At 69.0% G+C, this 23052-nt stretch carries 22 protein-coding genes; 4 read left to right on the forward strand and 18 right to left on the reverse strand.

Annotated features, from left to right (window positions below):
• On the forward strand, nucleotides 1-921 hold a 921-nt coding region (locus tag HUW62_RS32410; RefSeq protein WP_176436598.1), incomplete at its 5' end, for a glycosyltransferase family 9 protein.
• Between the two features lie 197 nt (nucleotides 922-1118).
• On the opposite strand, the gene HUW62_RS32415 is transcribed toward HUW62_RS32410, so the two are convergent.
• The 10 genes from HUW62_RS32415 to HUW62_RS32460 form a co-directional block, all read right to left on the reverse strand.
• Nucleotides 1119-1310: a hypothetical protein gene (locus HUW62_RS32415; RefSeq protein ID WP_163869736.1), complete on the reverse strand. Its 192-nt coding sequence runs from the start codon at nucleotides 1308-1310 to the stop codon at nucleotides 1119-1121.
• A gap of 3 nt (nucleotides 1311-1313) precedes the next feature.
• A complete protein-coding gene (locus HUW62_RS32420) occupies nucleotides 1314-1802 on the reverse strand; it encodes an adenylyltransferase/cytidyltransferase family protein (protein WP_163869735.1) in 489 nt (162 codons plus the stop codon).
• A complete protein-coding gene (locus HUW62_RS32425; RefSeq protein ID WP_163869734.1) occupies nucleotides 1799-2812 on the reverse strand; it encodes a bifunctional heptose 7-phosphate kinase/heptose 1-phosphate adenyltransferase in 1014 nt (337 codons plus the stop codon). The genes HUW62_RS32420 and HUW62_RS32425 overlap by 4 nt, the downstream gene beginning before the upstream one ends.
• Nucleotides 2813-2843: 31 nt before the next feature.
• Nucleotides 2844-3974, reverse strand: coding sequence for a tetraacyldisaccharide 4'-kinase (lpxK, locus tag HUW62_RS32430; RefSeq protein WP_163869733.1), 1131 nt, complete (start codon nucleotides 3972-3974; stop codon nucleotides 2844-2846).
• A 90-nt stretch (nucleotides 3975-4064) separates the two neighbouring features.
• On the reverse strand, nucleotides 4065-5099 hold the full coding sequence (locus tag HUW62_RS32435; protein WP_163869732.1) for a glycosyltransferase: 1035 nt from the start codon (nucleotides 5097-5099) through the stop codon (nucleotides 4065-4067).
• Between the two features lie 4 nt (nucleotides 5100-5103).
• Entirely contained in the window at nucleotides 5104-6111 is a 1008-nt protein-coding gene (locus HUW62_RS32440; RefSeq protein ID WP_176436599.1) for a glycosyltransferase family 4 protein, read from the reverse strand.
• Nucleotides 6108-7391 (reverse strand): 3-deoxy-D-manno-octulosonic acid transferase, encoded by a 1284-nt coding sequence (locus HUW62_RS32445; protein WP_176436600.1) that lies wholly within the window; start codon nucleotides 7389-7391, stop codon nucleotides 6108-6110. The genes HUW62_RS32440 and HUW62_RS32445 overlap by 4 nt, the downstream gene beginning before the upstream one ends.
• 21 nt (nucleotides 7392-7412) lie before the next feature.
• Nucleotides 7413-8582, reverse strand: coding sequence for a PHP domain-containing protein (locus tag HUW62_RS32450; protein ID WP_176436601.1), 1170 nt, complete (start codon nucleotides 8580-8582; stop codon nucleotides 7413-7415).
• A 316-nt stretch (nucleotides 8583-8898) separates the two neighbouring features.
• Nucleotides 8899-10683 (reverse strand): ABC transporter ATP-binding protein, encoded by a 1785-nt coding sequence (locus tag HUW62_RS32455; RefSeq protein ID WP_176436602.1) that lies wholly within the window; start codon nucleotides 10681-10683, stop codon nucleotides 8899-8901.
• Between the two features lie 3 nt (nucleotides 10684-10686).
• A complete protein-coding gene (locus HUW62_RS32460; RefSeq protein ID WP_163869727.1) occupies nucleotides 10687-12570 on the reverse strand; it encodes a DUF4388 domain-containing protein in 1884 nt (627 codons plus the stop codon).
• Nucleotides 12571-12630: 60 nt separating this feature from the next.
• Between HUW62_RS32460 and lpxB the strand changes: the two genes are divergently transcribed.
• From lpxB to HUW62_RS32475, 3 genes are read left to right on the forward strand one after another with little or no spacing between them, the layout of a single operon-like run.
• A complete protein-coding gene (gene lpxB / locus HUW62_RS32465) occupies nucleotides 12631-13782 on the forward strand; it encodes a lipid-A-disaccharide synthase (protein ID WP_163869726.1) in 1152 nt (383 codons plus the stop codon).
• Between the two features lie 17 nt (nucleotides 13783-13799).
• A complete protein-coding gene (locus tag HUW62_RS32470; protein ID WP_163869725.1) occupies nucleotides 13800-14504 on the forward strand; it encodes a polyprenol monophosphomannose synthase in 705 nt (234 codons plus the stop codon).
• 19 nt (nucleotides 14505-14523) lie between these two features.
• Nucleotides 14524-15150, forward strand: coding sequence for a MarC family protein (locus HUW62_RS32475; RefSeq protein WP_163869724.1), 627 nt, complete (start codon nucleotides 14524-14526; stop codon nucleotides 15148-15150).
• Between the two features lies 1 nt (nucleotide 15151).
• Here the strand turns inward: HUW62_RS32475 and HUW62_RS32480 are convergent, their stop codons facing one another.
• From HUW62_RS32480 to bamA, 8 genes are all read right to left on the reverse strand, one after another.
• Nucleotides 15152-15610 carry a hypothetical protein gene (locus HUW62_RS32480; protein ID WP_163869723.1) on the reverse strand — a complete coding sequence of 153 codons (459 nt, stop codon included), beginning with the start codon at nucleotides 15608-15610 and terminating at the stop codon, nucleotides 15152-15154.
• A gap of 31 nt (nucleotides 15611-15641) precedes the next feature.
• The gene (locus HUW62_RS32485) at nucleotides 15642-16667 is read right to left on the reverse strand and encodes an OmpA family protein (protein ID WP_176436603.1); all 1026 of its coding nucleotides are present in this window, start codon (nucleotides 16665-16667) and stop codon (nucleotides 15642-15644) included.
• Nucleotides 16668-16882: 215 nt separating this feature from the next.
• Nucleotides 16883-17707 carry an LpxI family protein gene (locus HUW62_RS32490; RefSeq protein ID WP_176436604.1) on the reverse strand — a complete coding sequence of 275 codons (825 nt, stop codon included), beginning with the start codon at nucleotides 17705-17707 and terminating at the stop codon, nucleotides 16883-16885.
• 26 nt (nucleotides 17708-17733) lie between these two features.
• Nucleotides 17734-18510 (reverse strand): acyl-ACP--UDP-N-acetylglucosamine O-acyltransferase, encoded by a 777-nt coding sequence (gene lpxA / locus HUW62_RS32495; RefSeq protein ID WP_163869720.1) that lies wholly within the window; start codon nucleotides 18508-18510, stop codon nucleotides 17734-17736.
• Nucleotides 18511-18539: 29 nt separating this feature from the next.
• Entirely contained in the window at nucleotides 18540-19007 is a 468-nt protein-coding gene (gene fabZ, locus HUW62_RS32500) for a 3-hydroxyacyl-ACP dehydratase FabZ (RefSeq protein WP_141648302.1), read from the reverse strand.
• The gene (lpxD, locus tag HUW62_RS32505; protein ID WP_176436605.1) at nucleotides 19007-20071 is read right to left on the reverse strand and encodes a UDP-3-O-(3-hydroxymyristoyl)glucosamine N-acyltransferase; all 1065 of its coding nucleotides are present in this window, start codon (nucleotides 20069-20071) and stop codon (nucleotides 19007-19009) included. Before lpxD ends, fabZ begins: the two co-directional genes overlap by 1 nt.
• 10 nt (nucleotides 20072-20081) lie before the next feature.
• Nucleotides 20082-20642 carry an OmpH family outer membrane protein gene (locus HUW62_RS32510; RefSeq protein WP_163869718.1) on the reverse strand — a complete coding sequence of 187 codons (561 nt, stop codon included), beginning with the start codon at nucleotides 20640-20642 and terminating at the stop codon, nucleotides 20082-20084.
• 103 nt (nucleotides 20643-20745) lie between these two features.
• Nucleotides 20746-22983, reverse strand: coding sequence for an outer membrane protein assembly factor BamA (gene bamA / locus HUW62_RS32515; RefSeq protein ID WP_176436607.1), 2238 nt, complete (start codon nucleotides 22981-22983; stop codon nucleotides 20746-20748).
• Nucleotides 22984-23052 lie beyond the last annotated feature (69 nt).

Raw genomic sequence — 23052 nt, forward strand, 5'->3', positions numbered from 1 at the left:
CCCCTCCTGCGCACCCTCAAGGCGCACGTGCACCCCACCCCCGAGGTGCATGTGCTCGTCCACGCCAAGGTGGCCCGAGTCCTGGCCGGTCACCCTGACGCGGACCAGGTCATCGCGTTCGACCGGCGGCGCATCTGGATGGGCCCCCTGGCCCCGGGAATCCGAGCCCTCCGCCGCGCCGGGTATGACCTGGTGGTCGACTGCGCCAACTGGGAAGCCCCGTCCGTCACGAGCGCCCTGGTGTCTCGCCTCGCGGGCCCTCGTGCCGTGGTCATCGGGCCGAGCGTCTGGCCGGTGTCCGGCCTCCACTCTCTCTCCGTCCCGGCCCGCGCCGACAGCCGGAGCGAGGCGCTTCAGCGCACGCACTTGCTGACCCCTGTCACGGGCGGCTCGCTGGCTCGGGGACTCTCCTTCCGCGAGCCCAACATCGGGGCCCCGTTCCGCGCCTTCCTGGAGGCGGACGCCAGCACACCCAAGGCGGTCATCAACCCGGGGGGCCGGCTGGGGCCTCGACGCATCCCTCCCGAGGCCTTTGCCGCGGCGGCTCGCGCGCTCCTCGAATCCGGTCGCGTTCCCATCGTCACGTGGGGTCCTGGCGAAGAGGAGCTCGCCCGCTCCGTGGTGTCGGCCGCTCCCGGCGCGCGACTCGCGCCCGCGACGAACCTGGACGAGCTCGCCGCGCTCATGCGCGCCGCCGGCCTCACCATCTGCAACAACACCGGGCCCATGCACCTGTCGGTGTCCGTGGGCGCTCCGACGCTGGCGTACTTCCTCCGCATGGACATGGAGCGGTGGGGCCATGCGTATGCCCCTCACCGGATGGTCGACCTCACCAGCCTCGTCGATGGTGCAGGAGGGCAGGCGCTGGAGTCTCGCGCCGCCGAAGAAGCCCGTTCCTTCGCGGCGCAACTCACTCGCTAGGCGACGGTCGACCTCGCTGCCTTGTCGACGGAGTCGGCAGTCAGGATATGGAGACTCACGCCGCCAAAGAGGCCCGCTCCTTCGCGGCACAGCTCACTCGCGAGGCGATGGTCGGCCTCACAACCTTGTCGACGGAGCCGGCGGCCAGGGGTTAGCGACTCGCGCCGCCGCAGAGCCCCGCTGTTTCGCGGCGCAGCTCACTCGCCAGGCGCGTCGTACCGGGACATCCGCTCGTGGAGTAGATGAGGCACTCCCTCCTCCACGGGCCACTCACAGTGGCATCGGGAACAGCGGACCTTCACCTGCTCCGCCTGCTCGATGACGGTGAGCGGGCCCTTGCACTGGGTACAGCCCAGCACCGCCAGGAGCCCCTCATCCAGGGTCGGCATGCCCTACTTCGCGCTCTCGCGGCCGAGCCGGCGCGCCAGCTCCGTCGTGCTGTGGTCCTTCGGGTCTCCCGAAACCGCCGTGCGCCCGCCGTAGGCCCGGACCTCGTCCCCCTCGGGGATGGTGTCCGGCGTGTAGTCCGTCCCCTTCACATGCACGTCCGGCTTCAGCACTCGAATGATGCCGCGCACGTTGGGCTCGTCGAAGACGATGACCCGGTCCGTGCACGCGAGCGCGGCGACCAACTCCGCGCGCTCTCCCTCGGGGATGTGTGGCCGGCCAGGTCCCTTGTACGCCCGCGTCGAGGCATCCGAGTTCACCGCCACCACCAGCACATCCGCCAGTTCGCGGGCACCTTCCAGGTACCGCACGTGCCCCACGTGCAAGAGGTCGAACACGCCGTTCGCGAGCGCCACCGTGCGGCCCTCGGCCTTCCAGCGAGCCCTCGCCTCCGCCACCTGTTCGAGCGACTGAATCTTGTCCAAGGTGTTCATCGCGCGCTCCGCAGCTCCGCCAGCAGCTCGTCTCGTGACACCGTCGCGGTGCCCGACTTCTGCACGACCATCGAACCCGCGACGTTCGCCAGCCTCGCGGCCTCACCGAACGAAGCCCCCGCCGCCAGCGCCAGGGAGAACGTCGCAATCACCGTGTCTCCAGCGCCTGTCACGTCCACCGCCGCCTTCGCGCCGTGTACCGGAATGAGGTCCACCCCTCCGTCCGCGTCGAAGAGCGCCATGCCGTGCCGGCCGCGCGTCACCAGCAGCGCTCGACACCCCAGCCTGCGCACCGCCTCGTGGCCCGCCGCCAGCAAGTCCTCCTGCGAACGCACGGGACGCCCCGCCAAGGCCTCCAGCTCCGGCTCGTTGGGCTTGCACACCGTCAGCCCCGAGAACGATGACAGCGCATAGCGACTGTCCACGCACACCGGCAGCCCATCCGCCGCCAGCTTCCGCAACACCTCGCGCACCTCGTCGCTCAGCACTCCCGCGCCGTAGTCCGAGACGACCACCGCGTCCGCGTCCTTCGCCGCTTCGGCCACGTGCTTCGCCAGGGCCTTGCGCACACTCGGAGGAAAGGCCGAGCGCTGGCCCCGGTCCAGACGAAGCATCTGCTGTCGCGTCGTGCTCACGCCGCCCGCGAGGATGCGGGTCTTCGTCTCGGTCGCCAGGCCCCGTCCACCCACCGCGTGCAAGCGCACTCCCGACTCGGAGAACAGGCGGCGCAGCTCGCGGCCCATCTCATCCGCGCCCAGCATTCCGACGGCCGTTACCTGCCCCGTCAGCGCACGAACATTGGCCGCCACGTTCGCCCCTCCACCCAGCTTCACCTCGGCGGATTCGTAGCGGACGATGAGCACCGGGGCCTCGCGGCTCACCCGGTCCGTCTGCCCGTAGATGTAGTGGTCTGCGACCAGGTCCCCCACCAGCAACACCCTGCGGCGCGCGAACGCGAGCGGCAGGCGAGTGGGCAGAGGCGACGAGCGGACGGGCGAGACTGCGGCCATGGCGGCGGTTTGTCCCACAGCCCTCCGCGTCTCACAAGTCGGCAGACGCACCCGACAGGCCGAGCGCTCGACGCAGATGCGACTCGCCCTCCAGCACGTCCACCCCCAACCGGACCTTCCAGGCCGAGAACCCCACGGGCAGACGCACCGCGTCCTTCTCCGTCGTCACGACCTTCACCGCCCCCAGCTTCACCGCCCGAGCCTCCACGTCACGCAACTCGTCCACCGTGAAGCGGTGGTGGTCCGGGAAGAGCGCCGCATCGAGCACCTCTACGCCGAGGGACTTCAGCGTCTTCAAGAAGCCCCCCGGCCGACCGAGGCCCGCCAATGCCAGCACCCCCTGGCCACTCAGCGCTCCCGTGGGATGCAGCCCTCCCGACGGGTCCACCCAGGCCGAAGGTCCATAGCGTGCGCGGACGCGCGGAAGTCCTTCTCCCTCCCGCGGCAGCCCCAGGGTCCTCGCGTCGAACGGTACGGGCGGGGACTCGCTCGCGCCCGGAGCGGTGGACGTTCGCACCCAGAGCAACGTGGCCCTCCTCAGGGACGAAGCGGGCTCTCGCAGCGGCCCTCTCGGCAGCAGGTGGCCATTGCCGAGCCCCACGGCCTCATCCACCACGACGAGGTTCTCGTCTCGCGCGAGGCGTCGGTGTTGGAAGCCGTCGTCGAGGAGCACCGTGTCCAGGCCGTACTCGTCTCGCGCCCGGTAGGCGCTGGAGACACGGTCCGCGTTCACGAAGATCCTCACGCTCGGGCAGCGGCGCGCGAGCAGCAAGGGTTCATCCCCCGCGTCCTCCACCGAGGGTTGTGACTCCGCCCCCGTGAAGGTGAGCGGCTCTTGCGAGCGACGCCCGTAGCCCCGCGTGAGGATGCCGACCTTGCGGCCCTCGCGCACCAGCAGGTCCGCCAGGTGGAGCACCGCGGGCGTCTTCCCTGTTCCTCCCACGTTGAGGTTGCCCACGGAGACGACGCGCAGGCCTTCCACCCGCTCGGCGCGCAGGAGGCCCAGGTCATACAGGGCGCCTCGCAGATGCACCGCCGCGGCATAGGTCCATGACAGCGCCGTGAGCGGGGACAGCAGGGCACGCCGGCCCCAGGGCTCGGGCGACGGCGGGTAGAACACCCGCTCGATGGCGGTGGGAGACTCGGGAGCGGTTGTGCTCAAGACCTGGAGGCTCCGCACATGGCGTGTCCCGACATGGCTCGTCGGGCATCGTCGAGGGTCAACATGCTTCCGACACGCTATCAGCCCAACTCAGCGAGCGCGCGTGCTCGCCACCTGCTCGTAGAGAGCGAGCACGTCGGCGGCGATGCTCGCATTCGTCGGGTGTGCCACGGGCGCTCTTTGCCCCGACAATGAAGCAGCCACCACCGCTTCAGGCGTGGGCTCGGCGACGCGTGCATCCGCCAGCTCGGGGAGAGCTCCTTCCTCCACCGCCACCACTCGCACCCCACAGGCTCGGGCCTGCGCCGCTGCTCTCGCACTCCAGTCGTTCCCGAGCCCCAACAGCCAGACCTCGTCCAAGGCCTTCAGCCACCGCGCGAAGTCCGCGCCCTGCTGATAGCCGGCGAAGACCACCGCCTCCGTCAGCCCCAGTGACGCCACCTGACTCCGCGTCGCCTCCAGCAACCCGCCGTCTCCCACCAGGACGAAGCGCGCCTCGGGTCGCTGCTTGCGGTAGAGCGCGAAGGCTTCCACCCCGACCGCGTGCCGTCGCGACGGCTGGAACGTGGAGACCATGCCCACCAGCGGCGTACCCTTCAGTCCGAGTTCGTGTCGCAACACCTCTCGGTCCGACGCGGGGCCAAAGCGCGGGTCCACCAGCGCGGGGAGTACCCGGGCCGTCTTTCCTCGCTCCAACAAGCGGGGGAGCAGGGAACTTGCTGGCACCGTGTACGCGTCCGCCGCCGGCAACGAGGAGCGGATGGAGCGCGGTGCATGAAGAGAGCGGACCAACACCGCCCCCTCGGGTCTCCCCCACCTCGCCAGGAAGTGGTCATGGCTGAAGTGCGAATGCACCACGTCGACTCGCCGCGCACGCAGCCGTCGCAAGTCGCTCCACACTCGCCAGGGCGGAGACTTCACCGACAGCTCCAGCCCCTCGTCATCCAACAACCCCAGCTCTCGAAGCCGTGGCACCGCGGGCTCTTCCGCCAGCACCTCCTCGCGCCGACGGTCCACCGCCACCGTCACCTCGTGGCCAGCCTCTCGCTGCGCCAGCGCGAGCAACGCGACGTTCTCCGCGGGGCCGCTGAAGAAGGGGCTCGCCAACAGGTGGAGGACTCGCATCGGGCTACCGCTTGACCAGCGTCTGGTACAGCGATTCCAGCGCGTGCGCTTCGTGCTCCACGCCACACCGACGCCGGGCCTCCTCGGCCGCGTTGCGCCCCACTTCTCGCGCCCGCTCCGGCTCTCGCATCAGCATGTCCAGCAGCTCGCGCAACGCCTTCACGTCTCCGGGCTCGAAGAAGAAACCCGTCCGACCATGCTCGATGAGCGTGTCCAGGTACGGCAGCTTCGACGCCACCACGCAGCAGCCGGAGGCCATCGCCTCCACATGCACCAGCGAGTACCCCTCCGCATAGGACGGATGCACCAGCACGGTGAGCCCCCTGTACCAGGGCTCGATGACCGACTGCTCTCCGGCCAGCGACACCCTGTCCTCGATACCGGCTCTCAGGCCGTTCACCCAGTCCAGGTCAGCGCCCTTCGCCAGGCCCACCAACACCGACTGCCACTCGGGATGCTCGGGCAGCAAGGGACGCACGGCTTCGAGGAAGTCGCCCTGCCCCTTCTCCTTCCGGATGCGCCCGATGACTCCCACTCCGAAGCGCCCGCCCTGCCCCAGTATTTCCCACGCCTGGGCCCGGTCCTCCGGCGGATGGAAGCGCGTCAGGTCGATGCCATGCGAGATGACCGTCGACGGCAGCGCGATGACCTCCGCCACCTGCCGCGTCAATGACACCAACGCATCCGCGCCTCGCGCGATGAAGCGCGTGAAGCCGCTCGGCGCCATCGAGGTGTGTCTCGTGAAGACCAACCGCACCTGACGCCCGACCAGCTTCAGCAACATCCCCGCGAGCAGCTCGTTGTTCCGATGCGCATGCCACACCACCGGCTCCGTGCGCGCACGTCGCAACAGCTCCGGCCAGGAGATTCGCGGCAGCCCATCGCTCAGCCCCGAACCGATGACTCGCGTCTCCGAGCCCGTGTCCTTCACCAACGCCGGGACGACCGACTCGACGTGGCGCGTGACGCCCGTGTACCGCTTGTGGAAATGCGGGTGGACGATGAGCGTCATCGCGGGCCGGCCCTTCCGTGGGGAAAGAGCGTCGTCATCGCCTCGGCGTTCCTCTCGCTCGCACCCGAAATCCGGCCCACTGTCTCCAGCGCTTGGGCCCCCAGCTCCTCGATTCGACCCGGCGCCTCGAGCAACTCCGTGAGCCTCGCGTGCAGCGCCTCGGCGTCCTCCACCTGGATTCCTCCGTGCCCCGCGAGCACCGCCACGCTGTCCTTGAAGTTGTCCATGTGCGGACCGAACAACACCGGCCTCCCCTGTCCCGCGGGCTCCAGGATGTTCTGCCCACCGCGCTTCGTGAACGAACCGCCCACGAAGACCACCGTCGCCAGGCGGTACGCCCGCGACAGCTCGCCAATGGTGTCCAGCACCACCACCTGACCTCGCTCGGGATTGCCCCGCGAGCGGAGGCCAACCCCCAGGCCCGCCTCACGCGCCAGCGCCACCACTCGGGTCGCACGGTCCACGTATCTCGGCGCAATCACCAGCCGCAGGTCCGGCCATCGAACGAGCAGGCGCCGATAGACGCCGAGCAACACGTCCTCCTCGCCCTCGTGCGTGCTGCCGGCAATCCACACCCGTGCATCCACGGGGAGCCCGAGCGCCTCTCGCAACACGCCGTCCTCCACCGCCGGCCCCGAGGCCAGCGAGTCGAACTTCGTGTTCCCCGTCACCAGCACCCAGTCCGGCCGAGCCCCGAGGCTCCTCGCCCGCTGCGCCTCGTCCTCGTGACGCATCAACATCAGGTCGAAGTCCTTCAGCGGGTTGCCGATGAGCCGGAACAGCCAGCGGTAGCGCTCCACGTTCGCCGGAGAGAAGCGTCCGTTGGTCATCACCACTCGCGCCCCACCTCGCTTCGCGGCGCGAATGAGGTTGGGCCACACCTCCGTGTACTCCAGCACCAACACGTCCGGCTTGAGCGCCTTCACCGCCCTGCGCGTCGCTCCCCACAAGTCATACGGCGCGTAGACGACCCCATCGATGTCCTTGGCGAGTCGGCCCGTCGCCATCGCATGGCCGCTGTCCGTCATCGTCGACAGGATGAGCTGGCATCCCGGGAAGCGCGCCCGCAGGGGGGCGAACATGGGGGACAGCGCCAGCAGGTCTCCCGCACTGGCGCCGTGCAACCACACCACGGGCCCGTCGCCTCGTGGGGGCAGCGAGCCCTTCGCGTAGAACCCCAGCCGCTGCCATAGGCCATGACGCGTCTTCCGGTGCAGGCAGAGCGCCGGGAAGAGCAGCGGGAAGAGAAGATACGTAGCGAGGATGTACAGGAGTCGCATGGACGGCTCCCCGGCCCTCTATCAGATGCCAGGCCCCCGAGGCAGTACACGCACGGGGCTCGGGACAATCCACGGTCGCCATTCAGAGCCGAAGAAGCGCCCTGGCCCCCTTGCCCACACCTCCACCCGCACCACGCCCTCCCCCGTCAGCTCCACCGATGTCCCGTCCGGCCCGAGTCGGCCCGCGCCCCACACCTCGACTCGGACCGTGTCCACGTCCGGGAGGCCGGGCAGGCGCACCTTGAGCACGTCCCCCACCCGAGCCTCCCTGCGCTCGGGGTCCACCCCTTCGAGCGCGAAGCCCTCGGGTTCCCCCAGGGCGCGGAAGGAACACACGGCCCCACCACCCCGCAGCGCTCCCGTCACCAGCGCCGCCGCCGCCTTCGCGTTCTCGGGCAGGGGCGAAGGGACCTGCTCCGGTGGCAGGTACATCGCGAGGGAGCGGAACACGGACTCGTACGACGGAAGGCCGTGGGCATCGTGCGCGCAGAACGCGAGGCGCGGGGCTTCTCGTGACAGCTCCAGGAAGCGCTCACCGGGCTCGGGCTCTGGCGCGACGAGCAGCATCACCCCGTGCATCGGGTTCGCCAGATAGGCCCCCACGGCCGGCAACAACCGGCTCACGGGATTGAGCAGCGCGTGCCGGAAGAAGGTGTCCGCCGAGTACAACTCGAAGCCCTTCGCCTGACTCGCGCTCTCCGCGTCCGTCCACGGGTTGTGGCGCTGCACTGGATGCGCGAGGACCGTCGTCCCTCCCGCCGCGTGCACGGCGCGCACGGCGTCTCCCGCCGGCATCCACCGCTTCATGCCCTCCAGGGGGCGCTCCATCCCGAAGGCGACCAGGTGCCCCGCGGAGGTGGAGATTTCAATGCCCGGGACGAGCAACACGCCGTCCACCCACGTGGGCGCGGGCGGAGTGAAGTCGTTGTGGTCCGTGAGCAGCACGAAGTCGAGGCCCGCTGCCTTCGCCGCGCGCGCGACGGACAGGGGCGTGCCTCGTCCATCCGAACGGGTGGTGTGCACGTGGAACGCGCCCCGGACCCACTTCGGCGCGCCCTCCTTCGGCGGAATCACCGGGTACGTCGCGTACGAGGCGGGCAGCGAGAAGAAGCCGCAGAGCCCCAGAACCAGCAACACCAAGCCGGCCAGTGCACGGACCGCCTTGCCTCCGTACTTGCGAAGCGGGTTCATGCTCCGCTCCGATCAGGCACTTCGCCGTCGGCCCGCCTGACTGGACCTGCCGCTTCGCGAGGAGGATTCGCCTCCGGCACCGGCGCCTCACCACCGACCGAGCCTGCTGCGTGAAGCGCGCATACCGCCACGCAAGGCACCTGCTGCCCTCGCGCATATCCACCACCGCCTGAGCTTGCCGGGTGGCATCGCACGGCACCCACAAGCGCCTCGGGAGGGCTTCCACGGCGCGGACTCATCCTCGCAGCCGACTGAGCTCTCACCGTCGCGCCCTCTACCTTGGGCAGCGCGACACCGCTGGAAACCCGCGACCCGCTCACGCGGCGCCTCGCTCGACAGGCCCCTCCGTCTGCATCCGCCACAGCGCCGCGTAGCGACCACCCTTCTGGAGCAGCTCCGCGTGCGACCCACTCTCCACCGCGCGGCCCGCTTCCATGACGTGGAGCACGTCCGCGTTCACCACCGTCGACAGCCGGTGCGCGATGACCAGCGCCGTACGCCCCGGCAGCACCGCCGCCAGCGCGGTCTGCACCTCGCGCTCGCTCTCCGGGTCCAGGCTGCTCGTGGCCTCGTCCAGAATCAGCACCTTCGCGCGCGCCAACACCGCTCGCGCGATGCACAAGCGCTGCCGCTGCCCTCCGCTCAGCGTCACGCCCCGCTCACCGATGCGCGTGTCGTAGCCCTGCGGCAACGCCCGGATGAACCCGTCCGCGTTGGCGACCCTCGCCGCCGCCTCCACGTCCTCGCGCGTCGCCTCCGGCCTCGCGTAACGCAGGTTCTCCAGCACCGAGCCCTGGAACAACAACGGTTCCTGCGTCACCAGCGCGAGCTGCTCGCGGAGGCTCGCCGCCGTGTAGCGGTCCATGTCCACGCCATCCAGCAGCAGCCGGCCCGACTGCGGACGCTCGAAGCGCAGCAGCAGCGTCGTCACCGTGCTCTTGCCGCCGCCACTGCCACCCACCAGCGCCGTCACCTGACCCGACTTCAGCTCCAACGTCACCCCATCCAGCGCGGGACGGTCTCCGTATGCGAAGCGCACGTCCTCCAACCGAATGGCGCTCGACAGGGGAGGCGCCGGCACCGCGTCCGGCGCATCCAGCACCGGGTGCTTCAAATCCAACAGCGCGAACAGCCGCTCACCGGCGGCGCCCGCCTGCATCGCGAACTGCGTCACCCGGCCCAGGTCCTTCACGGGCTGGTACACCAGGATGACCGCCGTCAGCAGCGACAACAGGGCCTCCGGCTCCATCAGCCGCGCGCTCGCCGCGTAGGCCAGCGCCCCCGCCAGCGCCGCGGCCGCCAGGACCTCCATCACCCCCGGCACCGCGCCTCGCGCCCACGCCGCGCCCACCACCGCGTCCTCGTGTGCCTTCGCGTGCGAGGCGAAGCGCGCCAGTTCCGCGGACTGCCCGTTGAAGGCCTGAATCGTCCTGAGCCCGCCCAGCCCCTCGTGGAGCTGGCCCGCCAGGTGACCCAGTTGCGTCTGCCCCTCTCGCGTGCCCTTCAACACCTTGCGCGTCAGCCTGGACGCGGGCAGCGCCGCCAGCGGAATCACCACCAGCATCAAGCCACCCAACAGCGGGCTCATCGACAGCGCCACTCCGGCCAGGATGATGACCTGGAGGCTGTCGCGCAGGTACGAGCCCACCGTGTACATCGCCGCCGCCTCCACCGCCGTGACGTCCGAGGTGAACCGGCTGAGCAAATCACCCTGCCGCTCGCGCGCGAGCTGCGCGGGGGACAAGGACGTGAGCTTCGTGAACAGCTCGCGCCGCACGTCCTTCACCACCCGCTGCGCGAACAGGCCCATGAAGTAGAACTGGCCCAGGTACCCCACGCCCTTCACCGCGCCCACCACCACCATCACCAGCGGGAAGCCCCACAGCGCCGCGTCGCGCGACAGGCTCGACAGCCACGGCACGCGGGCCGCACCGGTGAAGCCGCCCTCGCCTCCCGACAACAGGAAGCGCAGCGCGGGGCCCGTGAGGTACGCGTACGCCCCCGTCGCCAACCCCACCACCGCCATGCACACGAACGCCACCGCCAGCACCGCCACATGCGGGCGCGCATAGCGCAACAGTCGCAACAGGGTCCGCCGCATTCCCTACCGTCCCACCTTGCGCAACGCCGCCTTCGCCAGCTGCGAGTACGGGTTGTACTCCAGCACCTTCAGCAGCTTCTTCCGAGCCAACGGCGCGTCCCCGAGGTCCGTGTCGATGATGGCCGCGATGATGTGCAGCCGCTCCACATATGGCCCCAATGACAGCGCCTTCTTCAAGACCTTCTGCGCCTTCTGCGCCCGTTGAACCAGGGGACCGCCCGATGCCTGGTACGTCGCCCAGGCAAGGAAGGAGTAGTACTCCGGCTCGCGCGGGTTGAGCGACACCGCTTCCTCGAACGCATGCATCGCCGACAGGAAGTCGCGCCGCTTCAGCGCGGACTCACCCCGGCGCAGCGCAATCTCCGCGTCCACCACCACCGCCGTGTTCCGCCCCACGTCCAGCTTGCTGAACAGGTACTGGAGATACGCCTTGCGCTTCTCCTCCACGCTCAGCACGCGGTACGACGCCGACAGCTTCTCCTGCACCGAGTCCAACAGGTCCTTCAAGTCTGAGATGTCGAACTCGGCGAGCGTGTCCGGATGAAAGCGCATCGCCGTCTCGTGGTACGCGCGCTCCACCGCCTCCGCGTCCGCCGCGATGTCCAACCCCAGGCTGCCGAAGTAGCTGCGGGTGATGATGCGCACCGCCTCCTCACGCAACGACGCCGCCGTCTCCACCGGCAACGACTTGCGCTTGCGCGGTCCAATCCTGTCCGGCACCACCGCCGCCGACAGCACGTCCGCCCCCGTCGCCACCGGCGTCGCGGAGAACGTCACCCCACCCGTCAGCTTCAAGAACCACAAGAGCGAGTACGCCGCGCTCAGCTCGCCCCGCCCGTGCGCGAGCAGCTCCTTCAGGACGATGCGGCCATTGACCTGCATGGCGATCTTGATGTCGTCCGTGTCCAGCGCCATGGCCTGCAAGTCCCGTCCGAAGTCGGCCGAGCGCACCGGGTACTCCCCCAGGTTCGCTCTCAACGACGCCGCCATCACCTTCAACGGGAAGCAGCGCCGCGCGCCCTCGAGTATCTGCGCCAGGGGAGGCAGATCCACCGAGGCGACCTCGGTGGTGAACTCGTCGCCGGAGTAGAAGGCATACCGGCCCTCTCGCATGCCCAGCAGCCGCGCCAGCTTGTCGCGCGTGTAGTCCCGCAACAACTGCGACAACTCCTCCCCCGCCGCCTCCACCCCCGCGTCCGCCAGCGCCGCGCCGATGCGCAACCCGGAGGCCAGCGCCTCCAACACCCGCTCCGCCTGCGCCGCCGTCGCCAGCTTGCGCTCGACGAGGTAGCGCGGAAGCGAGTCCTCCTTCGCCGACGAGTCGAAGCTCACCGGCCCACCGCGCAGGAAGTACACCCGCCGACTCAGGCCTCGGTGCGCCGCCACCAGCACACCATCCCTCCGCAGTCGGTGGATGGAGTGCAGGAGCCCGGGCAGCGGATAGCCCTTCAAGTCGCCGCTGTTCACCGCCGGACGTGACAGCGTCGACGCGAGTCCCGTCAGCTGCACCGCCTGCGCCGCGCGCACCAGCGACTCCAGGCGAGGCACCAGCTCGCCCGGCTTGAGCGGGTCCGCCACGTACGCATTCACCTTGAGGTCCAGCACGGAATTCACGCCGCGCGCCCGGCCCAGGTGCCCCTTGTCGATGGCGACAATCGGCACCCGCCCGCCCTGGCTGTGCCCTCGGATGAGATGCACCACGTGAATGCCTTCCACTCGGGGAAGGTCCACCGACAACACCATCACATCCGGGTTGTCCGCCGCGAAATGCTCCAGCACCGCGATAGGGTCATTCACCGCGCGCACGGAATACCCGGCCTGGGAGAGCAGACCCGTCAGGTGTTCGAGCGTGGGGGGATGGCTCTCGGCGAGCAGAAGCGTCTTCAAGGGTAGCGCAGTCTACACCTTCACCCTGGCTTGCATCAGGGTACGATGCGCCCCCCTCACATGACGCCCCCGCCCCGAATCCTCGTCGTGGCAGGCGAGGCCTCCGGCGACGCACACGCCGCAGAGCTCGTCGCCGCCCTCCAGGCCCAACGCCCGGACCTCACCTTCTTTGGCATGGGCGGCTCGCGCCTGGCCGCCCGGGGGGTGGAGCTGCTCTTCGACGCCCGCGAGGTGTCCGTCATGGGCATCACCGAGGTGCTCCCCCGGATTCCACGCATCCTCCAAATCATGAAGGGCCTGGCCCACGCCGCCGCCGAGCGCCGCCCCGACGTGGCCATCCTCGTGGACATCCCCGACTTCAACCTGCGGCTGGCCGAGAAGCTCAAGGCCCAGGGCATCCCCATCGCCTATTACATCTCGCCGATGATCTGGGCGTGGCGCCGGGGCCGGGTCCGCACCATCAAACGGCTGGTGGACCGGATGCTGTGCATCCTCCCGTTCGAGGAGGCCTTCTACCGCGAGGCCGGAGTGAGCGCCCGCTACGTGGGCAGCCCCGTCGTCGAGCAGGTCCCCGCCCCCGACACCGCCGTCGCCTTCCGCGAACAGCTGGGCCTGGCGAAGGACGCCCCCACGCTCGCGCTCTTGCCGGGCAGCCGGATGAGCGAGATTCGCAGGCTCCTGCCCACCATGGTGGAAGCCGCGAAGCGCCTGTCCGCCGAGCGCCCCGGGCTCCAGGTCGTGGTCCCCGTGGCCCCCACCATCCCTCGCGAGGAGGTGGCCTCGCGCTTCGCGGGCAGCGGGCTGACCCCCGTGCTGGTGGACGGGCGAGCCCCGGAAGTCGTGGGCGCCAGCGACGCGGCGATAGTCGCCTCCGGTACAGCCGTGTTGGAAGCCGGACTGATGCAGCGCCCCCTCGTCGTCATCTACCGGGTGTCCCTCATCACGTACTGGGTGGGCCGGCTGATGCTGAAGGTGGCCTTCGTGTCCCTCATCAACCTGCTGGCGGGCCGGCGCGTGGTGCCTGAGCTGATCCAGGGGGAGATGACGCCCGAGCGCATCGCGGACGAGGTCCGCCGGGTGTGGAGCCCGGGAGCCCCCCGGGAGGAGATGCTCAAGGGCCTGGCGGAGGTGCGGGGGCGGCTGGGCGAGGCAGGGGCCGCCACCCGGGCAGCGGAGTCCGTGATGGAGCTACTGCCCCCGCGCGCCATTTAGGGTATGTCGGCCCGGCCATGAACCCTGCGCTGGTCTGCATCCCCACCTACAACGAGCGGGAAAACATCGAGGCCATCACCCTGGCGGTGCTCAAGGCCGACCCCCGCGTCGATATCCTCGTCGTCGATGACAACTCGCCCGACGGCACGGGGCAGCTGGCCGACCAGCTCGCGGCGAAGGAGCCGCGCGTGCGCGTCCTCCACCGCGAGAAGAAGGAGGGCCTGGGTCGCGCCTACCTCGCCGCCTTCCGCTGGGCCCTGGCCGAGGGCTACACGTACATCCTGGAGATGGACGCGGACTTCAGCCATGACCCGCGCTACCTGCCCAGCCTGCTGGACGCGGCCGAGGCGGGCTCCGACCTGGTGCTGGGCTCGCGCTACGTCACCGGCGGCGGCACCGTGAACTGGGGCGTGGGCCGACAGGTCATCAGCCGCGGCGGCAGCCTCTACGCCCGCACGATTCTGGGCGTGGGCGTCTCCGATTTGACGGGCGGCTTCAAGTGCTTCCACCGCCGGGTGCTGGAGGCCATCGACTTCGATGCCGTGCACAGCACCGGCTACGCGTTCCAGATTGAGCTCACCTACCGCACGCTGAAGAACGGCTTCACCGTGCGCGAGGTGCCCATCATCTTCGAGGACCGGCGCGTGGGTCACTCGAAGATGAACAAGAAGATCTTCGCCGAAGCCCTCACCATGGTGTGGAAGCTGCGCCTCACGGTGTAGCGAGGAAGGGCGTGCGGTGATGAAGGTCTACCTGGCGCAATTCCTCGTCGCGCTGCCGGCCATCTTCTTCGTGGTGGACCCCATCGGCGTGGTGCCGCTGTTCCTGGCGATGACGTCCGGGGACTCGAAGGAGAAGATCCACCGCACGGCGCTGCGCGCGTGTCTGGTGGCGTGCGGGCTGATGACGTTCTTCGCCCTCTTCGGCACCATCATCTTCAAGGTGTTCGGCGTGTCGCTGGGGGCCTTCCGCGTCGCGGGCGGAATCCTCCTGCTCATCACCTCGCTGGACATGCTCCGCGCCCGGCCTTCCGCGACGCGCACCACGCCCACGGAGGAGCAGGAAGGCGCGGTGAAGGAGGACGTGGCCATCGTCCCGCTGGCCATTCCACTGCTGTCGGGCCCCGGGGCCATTGCCACCGCCATGGTGTTGATGGCCCGAGGCAACTCGATGACCGCCACCCTTCCGGTGCTGGCGGCCATCATCCTCACCTTCGTGGCCAGCTACTTCATCCTGCGCGCCTCCGGCCTCGTGCAGCGGGTGCTGCGTCAGTCCGGGGTCGCCATCGTCGAGCGCGTCATGGGGCTCATCCTCGCCGCCATCGCCGTGCAGTTCATCGCGGACGGCGCCAAGGAATTGCTGAAGTAACTCACTTGCCCGCGACCCACTGCGGGCCCGCGCGCTTCAGCGTGCCCTGCGGCGTGCCTTCCAGGGTGAGCTCGTCCGGCCCGGAGCGGCGCGCGTCGTACGCGTAGCCCTCTCGCACCTCCTGCAGGTACACCACCACCGCGTCGAGGACGCTCTCCTGCACGACTTTGAAGGTGGCGTCGCCGCAGCGGGGCTCGTCTCCCTCGAAGAAGCGCTCCAGCATGGACTGCTCGGGGCGCCGCACGTACACCCGCACCGGGGTGGGCTCGTGGCGGCCCTGCGCGGCGATTTCCTCCACCATGCGCGACGGCGTCGGTTCCTTCAGTACGGATTGAATCAGCGTGCACTTGTCCGCCTCCACCTCCCGCCTCACGGCGAGCGGCGCCTGATGCGCGCAGCCCGCCCCCGCCAGGAGCGAGATACCCACCACGCCCCAGGCCCACCGTTGGAATCCGTCCATCCGTCGCCTCCTCGTCACGTCTTCGCGTCCGCTACAGCTTCCTCCACCGCGGCGAGAAGGGCGCCCCGTCCAGCGTCGGGTCCTCCACCGCGATGATGTATTCGGCCCGGCGGTTGCCTGCCTCCGCCGTCTCGTCCGGAGTCCGCACCGCTGGCGACTCCTCACCAAACCCCTCGTAGAAAATTGGCACCTTCAGCCCGCGCTGACGGAAGGCCGCGGCGATGCTCCGGGCCCGCTTGAGCGACAGCTCCCGGTTGTCCGCCGTGGCGCCCACGGTGTCCGTGTGCCCCAGGACGTACAGACGAACCGCCGCGAAGCGGCCGTATTTCGCCAGCGCCTCCGCAATCAACGCATGGCTCCTGTCCAGCTTGCCGCGCTCCGCGGCGGGAATGTCCGCGCGGCCCGAGGCGAAGCCCACCTCTTCGTGGGGAATGTCCACTCGCCAGGGGAAGAGGTCCACGCCCGTGTAGAAGTCCGATGTGTCGAAGGCTCGGAGAGAAATCTTCATCACCCGGCCCTCGGCGGGTGGCCAGCTCAGGGGAAGCGGCGTGCCCGCTGGCTCGCCCTTGAAGGGCACCTCGCCCTCGAAGGCCTTCTTTCCCGTGTCCATCAGCACCGTCAGCTCCACGCGGCCCGCGGGACGCGAGAGCTGGAAGCGAAGCTTGCGCCCCGCGACGTCCACGTCCTCCGAGCGCACGTCCAACCGCAGCGGTCCGTTGAGCTCCGTGTCGAAGGACAGCGGCATGCTGCCCGACTCGGCGTTGGGGAAGCGCACCACCAGCTCGCCCTCGTAATGGAAGCGACCCTCGGGCTGCTCCAGCTCGATGCGCCGGGTGATTCCCGGCTTTCCCCCGCCCTTCACCTCGACCACCTTCCCGTCGCCGCGCTTGAGCTTCACCTCGAAGCCGGCAATCGGCTCGTCGATGTGCACGAGCAATGCCGGGAGCGCCTCACCCACCGCGGCCCGGCCCTCCAGGGACACCCGGATGGCGTCGGCGAACGCGGGAAGCGGAGTTGCGGCGACGAGACTGAGCACTAGTACCAGGCGGGCATTCATGGCGCGGCGTCGACCTCCGGCGTCACGGGCCGCGTGCAACAGCGGTCCGGATGGGTGGATTCCACCGAGACAGGGTAGGCGGATGCTTCCCGCGAGGAAATGCTTCGCGAGCAAGACGCGCCGGGCGCGACGGAATTCACCCGCGCGCACCCACTTCCAGGGGCAGCCGGGGAGGCATGCTCCGGCTTCCTACCTGCTCTCCACCAGAGGCTTGCTCAGGACACGCCGACGAGGGTGATGCCCGCGGCGCGCGCGCCCGCGAAGAGCTCCGGCGCATCCAGCAGCACGGTGCGCCCCGCCTCCAGCGCCAGCACCTTCGCGCCCACTTCCTTCATCACTTCCAGCGTGCGGGGCCCGGCGGCGGGCAAATCAAAGCGCAGGTCCTGCTGCGGCTTGCAGCGCTTCACCACCACCGCGCCCGGCCCACCCAGCAGGCGACCGCCGCGACGGATGGCCTCGTCGGTGCCCTCCACGGCCTCCAGCGCGAGGACGTGGCCCTCGTGGACCACCACCGTCTGGCCCACATCCGCCTGCCCCAGCAGCACGGCGACTTCGCGTCCGAGCGCGACGTCCTGAGATTGCACTGAGCGCAGCGGAGGCCCCGCGAGGTGACCTTCCGGGCACAGCACCTCGCCCAGGAAGTCCGTGGGGGAGATGATGGTGATGCCATGTGACTCGAAGTCCGCCGCCACGGCGCGCAGGAGCGCGTCGTCCCGGAAGCTGCGCAGGCGGGAGATGATGCGCATGGCCCCCAGGTCCGGACGCGCGTCCTTCAGCGCCTTCACCCGGCCGATTCCGCCCGCCATGGCCGCCTGGTTCACCGCTCCGGCCCGGAAGGCCTTCTGGATGCGGTTCACCTGCCCCACGCGCACCCAGGTCAGCGAAGCGACCTCGGAGGCCAGCGCCGGGTCTGTCTCCCCCCGGTGCGCCACGGCCACCACCTCCAGCCCCCGTGCCTTCGCCGCGCGCGCGAAGAGGAACGGAAGCTGCCCGTTGCCCGCGATAAGGCCGATTCTACTGTCCGGGAGTACAAGCGCCATGTTCGCAGCTTAGCGCTTCAGTCCGCTCAACGCGTCAGCCCGCGCTTGCTCTGCGCGATGAAGGCCACCAGGTGGTCGACCTCCGGGTGGCCCGCCAGCTCCGTGCGCAGCCGCGCCATCGCGTCCTGGAGCCCCAGCTTCGAGCGGAACAGGATGCGGTGGGCCTCCTTGATGCGCTCGATCTGCTCCTTGGAGAAGCCTCCGCGCTCCAGGCCCACGGTGTTGAGCCCCACCAGCTCCGCCCGGTCGCCCTGCGCCGTGGCGTACGGGGGGATGTCCATGGTCACCATGGCGCCACCGGAGATGAAGGCGAACCTGCCCAGGCGGGTGAACTGGTGCACCGCCGCCAGGCCGCTGATGATGACGTGGTCCTCCATCGTCACGTGGCCCGCGAGCGCGGACCCGTTGCCGATGCGGCAGCCGTCTCCGACGATGCAGTCGTGGGCCACATGGCTGTTGGCCATGAAGAGGTTGCCGTTGCCGACGCGCGTGGCCCCGCCGCCGCCCGCCGTGCCCTTGTGCAGGGTGACGAACTCGCGAATCGTGTTGTCGTCGCCGAGCGTGAGCTCGGTGTCCTCGCCCGCGTACTTCAAGTCCTGCGGGTCCGCTCCCACCGAGGAGAACTGGAAGATGCGGTTGCGCGCGCCGAGCGTGGTGCGGCCCTCGATGACGACGTGGGGCCCCACGCGGGAGCCCTCGCCAATCGTCACCTGGGGACCAATGACCGAGAAGGGCCCCACCTCGACCGTGTCGTGCAGACGCGCATCGGGGTGAACCACCGCGGAGGGATGAACCTGAGCCATGTCGTTTCCTCTGCCTCGCCAGCTCGCGGTCAGGACGCCGCGCCCTCTGCCGCTCCAGCGTCCTTGTTCTTGTCCACCACGGTGGCCAGGAACTCGCCTTCGGCGACCTTCACGCCATCCACGGTCGCCGTGCCCTTCGTCTTCCACACGGCGCCCTTGTGTCGCAGCACCTCGATGAGGAGCTGCAGCCTGTCTCCCGGCACCACCGGCTTGCGGAAGCGAGCGCCGTCCACGCCCATCAGGTAGGTCACCTTCTGGGTCGGGTCCATGTTCTCGCTCTTATACGCAAGGATGGCCGAAGCCTGGGCGAGCGCCTCCAGGATGAGCACCCCGGGCATCACCGGGTGCCCCGGGAAATGGCCGTTGAAGAAGGGCTCGTTGATGGTGACGTTCTTGTAGGCCGTGATCTTCTGGCCGGGAACAATCTCCACCACCCGGTCAATCAGGAGGAACGGATACCGATGCGGCAGCAGGTTCTGGATTTCACCGATGTCCATCACTCCCCCTTCGCCTTTTCGAGCTGCTCCACCCTGCGGCGCAGGGCCCGCATTTCCTTGAGCATGTCCGCCACCTGCCCCGACGCCGCGCTGGCACGCAGCCACTCGCGGTGGGCAATCGCGGGACTGCCACTCACCACCTGCCCGTCCGGGACGTCATGCGCCACGCCGGACTGGGCGCCGACCTTGGCCAGGTCGCCCACGCGGATGTGGCCCACCACGCCCACCTGGCCGGCCAGCACCACGCCGGTGCCAATCTCCGCCGAGCCGGACACGCCCGCCTGCGCGCAGATGAGCGACATGGGCCCCACGCGCACGTTGTGGGCAATCTGAACCAGGTTGTCGAGCTTGCTGCCCCGCCCCACCACCGTCTCGCCCACCGTCGCGCGGTCGATGCAGGTGCAGGCGCCCACCTCGACGTCGTCCTCGATGCGGACGTTGCCGACCTGGGGAATCTTGAAGTGCTCCGGCCCCTCTTCCCCCTCGGGGTTGAAGGCGAAGCCGAACCCGTCCGCGCCCACCACGCTGGCCGCGTGCAGGATGACGCGGTTGCCGATGACGCAGCGCTCGCGCACCGTGACGTTGGGGTGCAGCACGCTGTCCTCGCCCACCGTGGCGTGCTCCCCCAGATAGGCACCGGGGTACAGCACGCTGCGCGCGCCCACGCGGGCGCCCGCTTCCACACAGGCTCCGGCGAGCACCGTGGCCTCGGGGTGGATGGTGGCTTCCGGATGGACGTGCGCGCCGGGACGGACTCCAGGCACGGGACGGTTGGCCGGATGGAACAGCCGCAGCAGCTTCGCGTAGGCGAGGTGCGGGTTGGAGACACGCACCAGCGCCACGCCCTCGCGAGGCGAAGCGTCACCGCCGACCAGCACGGCCGAGGCCTTCGTGGCCTCGAACTGGCGGCGGTAGCGCGTGTTTCCGTAGAAGGACACGTCTCCCGGGCTGGCTTCCTCGAGCCCGTTGAGTCCGTGGATGAGCTGCTCGGGGTCACCGAGGAGCTCTCCCCCGACTTGGGCGGCGAGCTCCCCGAGCCGTCGGGGTGCGGGGGAGGTCTTCACGTGGAGCCGATTACTTCGTCGGGGCGTCCTTCGCCGCCGTCGTCTTCGTCGTCTTCGAGCTGTTGTACGAGCGAATCACTTCGTTGGAGATGTCGTACTGGGCCTTCGCGAAGACGATGCCCGAGTCGCGCTTGTCCAGGACCATGCCCAGATCGTCCCGCTGGGCGATGGACGCCACCACCTGGTCGATCTTGTTGATGATGGGCTCCATCTCCTGGCGCTCCTTGGTGGCGGCCTCGCCGCGGCTCTTCTCCCACTTCTGGGCGAGCACCATCACCTTGCGCTGCAGGTCCGCTTCCTTCTGGGCACGGACGTCGGGAGTCATCGCGCTGGCCTGCTTGTCCAGCGTCTCCTTCTCCGTGCGCAGCGCGGTCTGCTCGGCGTCGATTTCCTTCTGCTTGCCCTCCAGCCACTTCTGGAGGCGAGCCTTGGCGGCCTTGCCGTCGTCCACCTCGAGAAGGACGCGCTGGAGGTCCACGTAGGCGACCTTCAGGTCGGCGGCCGAGGCGGCCACCGGCAGGGCAAGCGACAGGACGGCGGCCATGGCCGCGACAGTGGTGCGAAGCGACATGTTCAACAGCTCCTCAGGGAAGGGTACAGGGTCCGACGTCAGACGCCCGGGCTTGTTCAACCCTTCCCGCCAGGGCGGGGCCGGGACGACGGACGACGGCTTATCAGAAGAAGTTGCCGATAGTGAACTCGAACAGAATCCGGTCGTCTTCCGGCCGCCTGGTCAGCGGGATGCCCCACTCGAAGCGCAAGGGGCCGATGGGGCTGAACCAGCGGAAGCCAAAGCCCGCGGAGTGGAACAGGCCGAGCGGCAGCTTGTCCTGTCGGTCCTGGAAGAAGCGCTCGTTCGAGCCGAAAGCATTGCCCGCGTCATAGAAGAGCACGCCTCTCAGGCCGGCCTTCTCGAAGATGGGGAACTCCAGCTCGAAGTTGAAGACGAGCTGCTTGTTGCCGCCGACGAGGAAGTCCGTGACGGTGGCGTCCGGGTTGCCGGAGCGGGGCACCTTCACCGAGGGGCTGATGCTGCGCAGGTAGTAGCCGCGGACGCTGTTGATGCCACCGACGTAGTACAGCTCGGAGATGGGCAGCGGCTTGTTCGAGTCGAGCTGCTGGATGTAGCCGATGGTGGCGTTGGTCTTGAAGACGAAGCCCAGCGGCATCGGGAAGTACAGGCGCGAGTAGGCCGTGTACCGGTTGAAGAGGAACGTGCCGCCCAGGAAGTCCGGGGCCAGCTCCACCGAGCCGTAGTGGATGAAGCCGCGCGACGGGAACAGGCGGTTGTCTCGGCGGTCGAACGACAGCGACAGGCGCGCCGCGCTGGTGGTGCCGGACAGGAACTGGTTGGCCAGGAGCACGGCGCCCAGGTTCGAGCCCGCCTCCACGTTCACCCACTCACGGGTGTAGCCGATGGTGCCGAGCAGGTCGTCGATGAACTGGTAGCCGATGGAGATGGTGCCACCGGTGGAGTTGCGGATGAAGCCGTCGTAGTCGGCCTGGACGCGGAAGAACTCCGCGGACAACAGGTAGTTGGTGTCCAGGAAGTACGGGTCATAGAACGACAGCTGCACCAGGGAGCGCAGGCCTGAAATCTGCGCGGACGCGGAGACGCTCTGGCCCCAGCCCAGGAAGTTGTTCTGGGAGATCTGCGCCGTGAAGATGAAGTTCTCCACGTTGGAGAAGCCCAGGCCCACCTGGAAGGTACCGGTGGCCTTCTCCTTCACCTCCACCTGGAGGACGATGGTGTCGTCGGTGCTTCCCGCGCGTTGGGTGATTTCCACCGTCTCGAAGAAGCCCAGCGCGGTGACGCGCTCCTTGCTGCGGCGCACACCGGTGCCGCTGTAGAGCTCGCCCTCGTACACGCGCAGCTCGCGGCGGATGACCTTGTCGCGCGTCTTGCTGTTGCCGACGACGTCGATGCGCTCGATGGTGACCTGGGGGCCCTTCTGCACGTCGAAGGTCAGGTCCACCGTGCGGTTGTCCGCGTTGACGCTGGTGACGGGGTTGATGTTCGCGTACGCGAAGCCCCGGTCGAAGTAGACGTCCGACAGGCCCAGGATGTCCTGCGACAGCTGCGAGCGGTTGAAGCGCTGGCCCGGCGTCGACTTCATCAGCCTGGCCATCTGCTCCTTCGACACGTCGGAGAGCAGGTCTCCGGAGAAGTCGATCTTCCCGATGTCGTAGGGCTCGCCCTCGGTGATGCGCAGGGTGATGTAGATGTAGCGCTTGTCCGCGCTGAGCTGGACCGTGGGCTTGTCGATCTTGACGTTGATGAAGCCGCGGTCGTAGTAGGCGATCTGGATGACGGCCAGGTCGCGCTGGAACGCTTCTTCGCGGTAGGTGCCCTCACCCGAGAAGAAGGAGAGGAAGCCACCCTCGCGGGTGATCATCGTCTCCTTGAGCTCCGCCGGAGAGACCTTCTCCGCGCCGATGAAGGTGATCTGCTTCACCATCACCTTGGCGTGCTCGTTGATGATGATGAGCACGTCGACGCTGCCGCCCTCGTTGGGCTTGATCTGGTACTTGACCTCGGCGAGGAAGAAGCCCTTCTCCACGTACTTGGCCTGGATCTTCTTCACCGTGCTGCGCACGGTCTCCAGCTCCAGAATCGTGTTGGGCTTGGCCTCGATTTCTTCCTTCAGGTCGTCCCGGCTCAGCTCCTCGTTGCCCTGGAGCGTCACCCACCGGACGATGGGCCGCTCCTCGACGCGGACGACGTAGGCGACACCGCGCGGCAGCCGCTGCACGAGCAGCTCCACGTTCTGGAAGTACCCCAGGGCCCACACGGCCCGGAGGTCCTCGGCGCTCCGGGCGGACGCCAGGGGCTGGCCGACCTTGGTGCGCAAGGCGCGACGGATGGCCTCCGCCTCCACGCGCTTGTTGCCTTCGACGCGAACCTCCACCACCCGGTTGAGGTCATCCTCGGACGCGGGGGCTTCGTCGGCGGGGGAGGCGTCGACAGGGGCGTCCTGGGG

It is taken from the genome of Myxococcus sp. AM011 (assembly GCF_013372595.1).
GTDB lineage: Bacteria > Myxococcota > Myxococcia > Myxococcales > Myxococcaceae > Myxococcus > Myxococcus eversor.

Excerpts from the sequence above, each read along its gene's own strand:
- HUW62_RS32415 (WP_163869736.1), bottom strand. The coding sequence starts at position 1,310 with ATGCCGACCCTGGATGAGGGGCTCCTGGCGGTGCTGGGCTGTACCCAG.
- HUW62_RS32420 (WP_163869735.1), bottom strand. The coding sequence starts at position 1,802 with ATGAACACCTTGGACAAGATTCAGTCGCTCGAACAGGTGGCGGAGGCG.
- HUW62_RS32425 (WP_163869734.1), bottom strand. The coding sequence starts at position 2,812 with ATGGCCGCAGTCTCGCCCGTCCGCTCGTCGCCTCTGCCCACTCGCCTG.
- HUW62_RS32435 (WP_163869732.1), bottom strand. The coding sequence starts at position 5,099 with ATGCGAGTCCTCCACCTGTTGGCGAGCCCCTTCTTCAGCGGCCCCGCG.
- HUW62_RS32440 (WP_176436599.1), bottom strand. The coding sequence starts at position 6,111 with ATGACGCTCATCGTCCACCCGCATTTCCACAAGCGGTACACGGGCGTC.
- HUW62_RS32445 (WP_176436600.1), bottom strand. The coding sequence starts at position 7,391 with ATGCGACTCCTGTACATCCTCGCTACGTATCTTCTCTTCCCGCTGCTC.
- HUW62_RS32450 (WP_176436601.1), bottom strand. The coding sequence starts at position 8,582 with ATGAACCCGCTTCGCAAGTACGGAGGCAAGGCGGTCCGTGCACTGGCC.
- HUW62_RS32455 (WP_176436602.1), bottom strand. The coding sequence starts at position 10,683 with ATGCGGCGGACCCTGTTGCGACTGTTGCGCTATGCGCGCCCGCATGTG.
- lpxB (WP_163869726.1), top strand. The coding sequence starts at position 12,631 with ATGACGCCCCCGCCCCGAATCCTCGTCGTGGCAGGCGAGGCCTCCGGC.
- HUW62_RS32470 (WP_163869725.1), top strand. The coding sequence starts at position 13,800 with ATGAACCCTGCGCTGGTCTGCATCCCCACCTACAACGAGCGGGAAAAC.
- HUW62_RS32475 (WP_163869724.1), top strand. The coding sequence starts at position 14,524 with ATGAAGGTCTACCTGGCGCAATTCCTCGTCGCGCTGCCGGCCATCTTC.
- HUW62_RS32480 (WP_163869723.1), bottom strand. The coding sequence starts at position 15,610 with ATGGACGGATTCCAACGGTGGGCCTGGGGCGTGGTGGGTATCTCGCTC.
- HUW62_RS32485 (WP_176436603.1), bottom strand. The coding sequence starts at position 16,667 with ATGAATGCCCGCCTGGTACTAGTGCTCAGTCTCGTCGCCGCAACTCCG.
- HUW62_RS32490 (WP_176436604.1), bottom strand. The coding sequence starts at position 17,707 with ATGGCGCTTGTACTCCCGGACAGTAGAATCGGCCTTATCGCGGGCAAC.
- lpxA (WP_163869720.1), bottom strand. The coding sequence starts at position 18,510 with ATGGCTCAGGTTCATCCCTCCGCGGTGGTTCACCCCGATGCGCGTCTG.
- fabZ (WP_141648302.1), bottom strand. The coding sequence starts at position 19,007 with ATGGACATCGGTGAAATCCAGAACCTGCTGCCGCATCGGTATCCGTTC.
- HUW62_RS32510 (WP_163869718.1), bottom strand. The coding sequence starts at position 20,642 with ATGTCGCTTCGCACCACTGTCGCGGCCATGGCCGCCGTCCTGTCGCTT.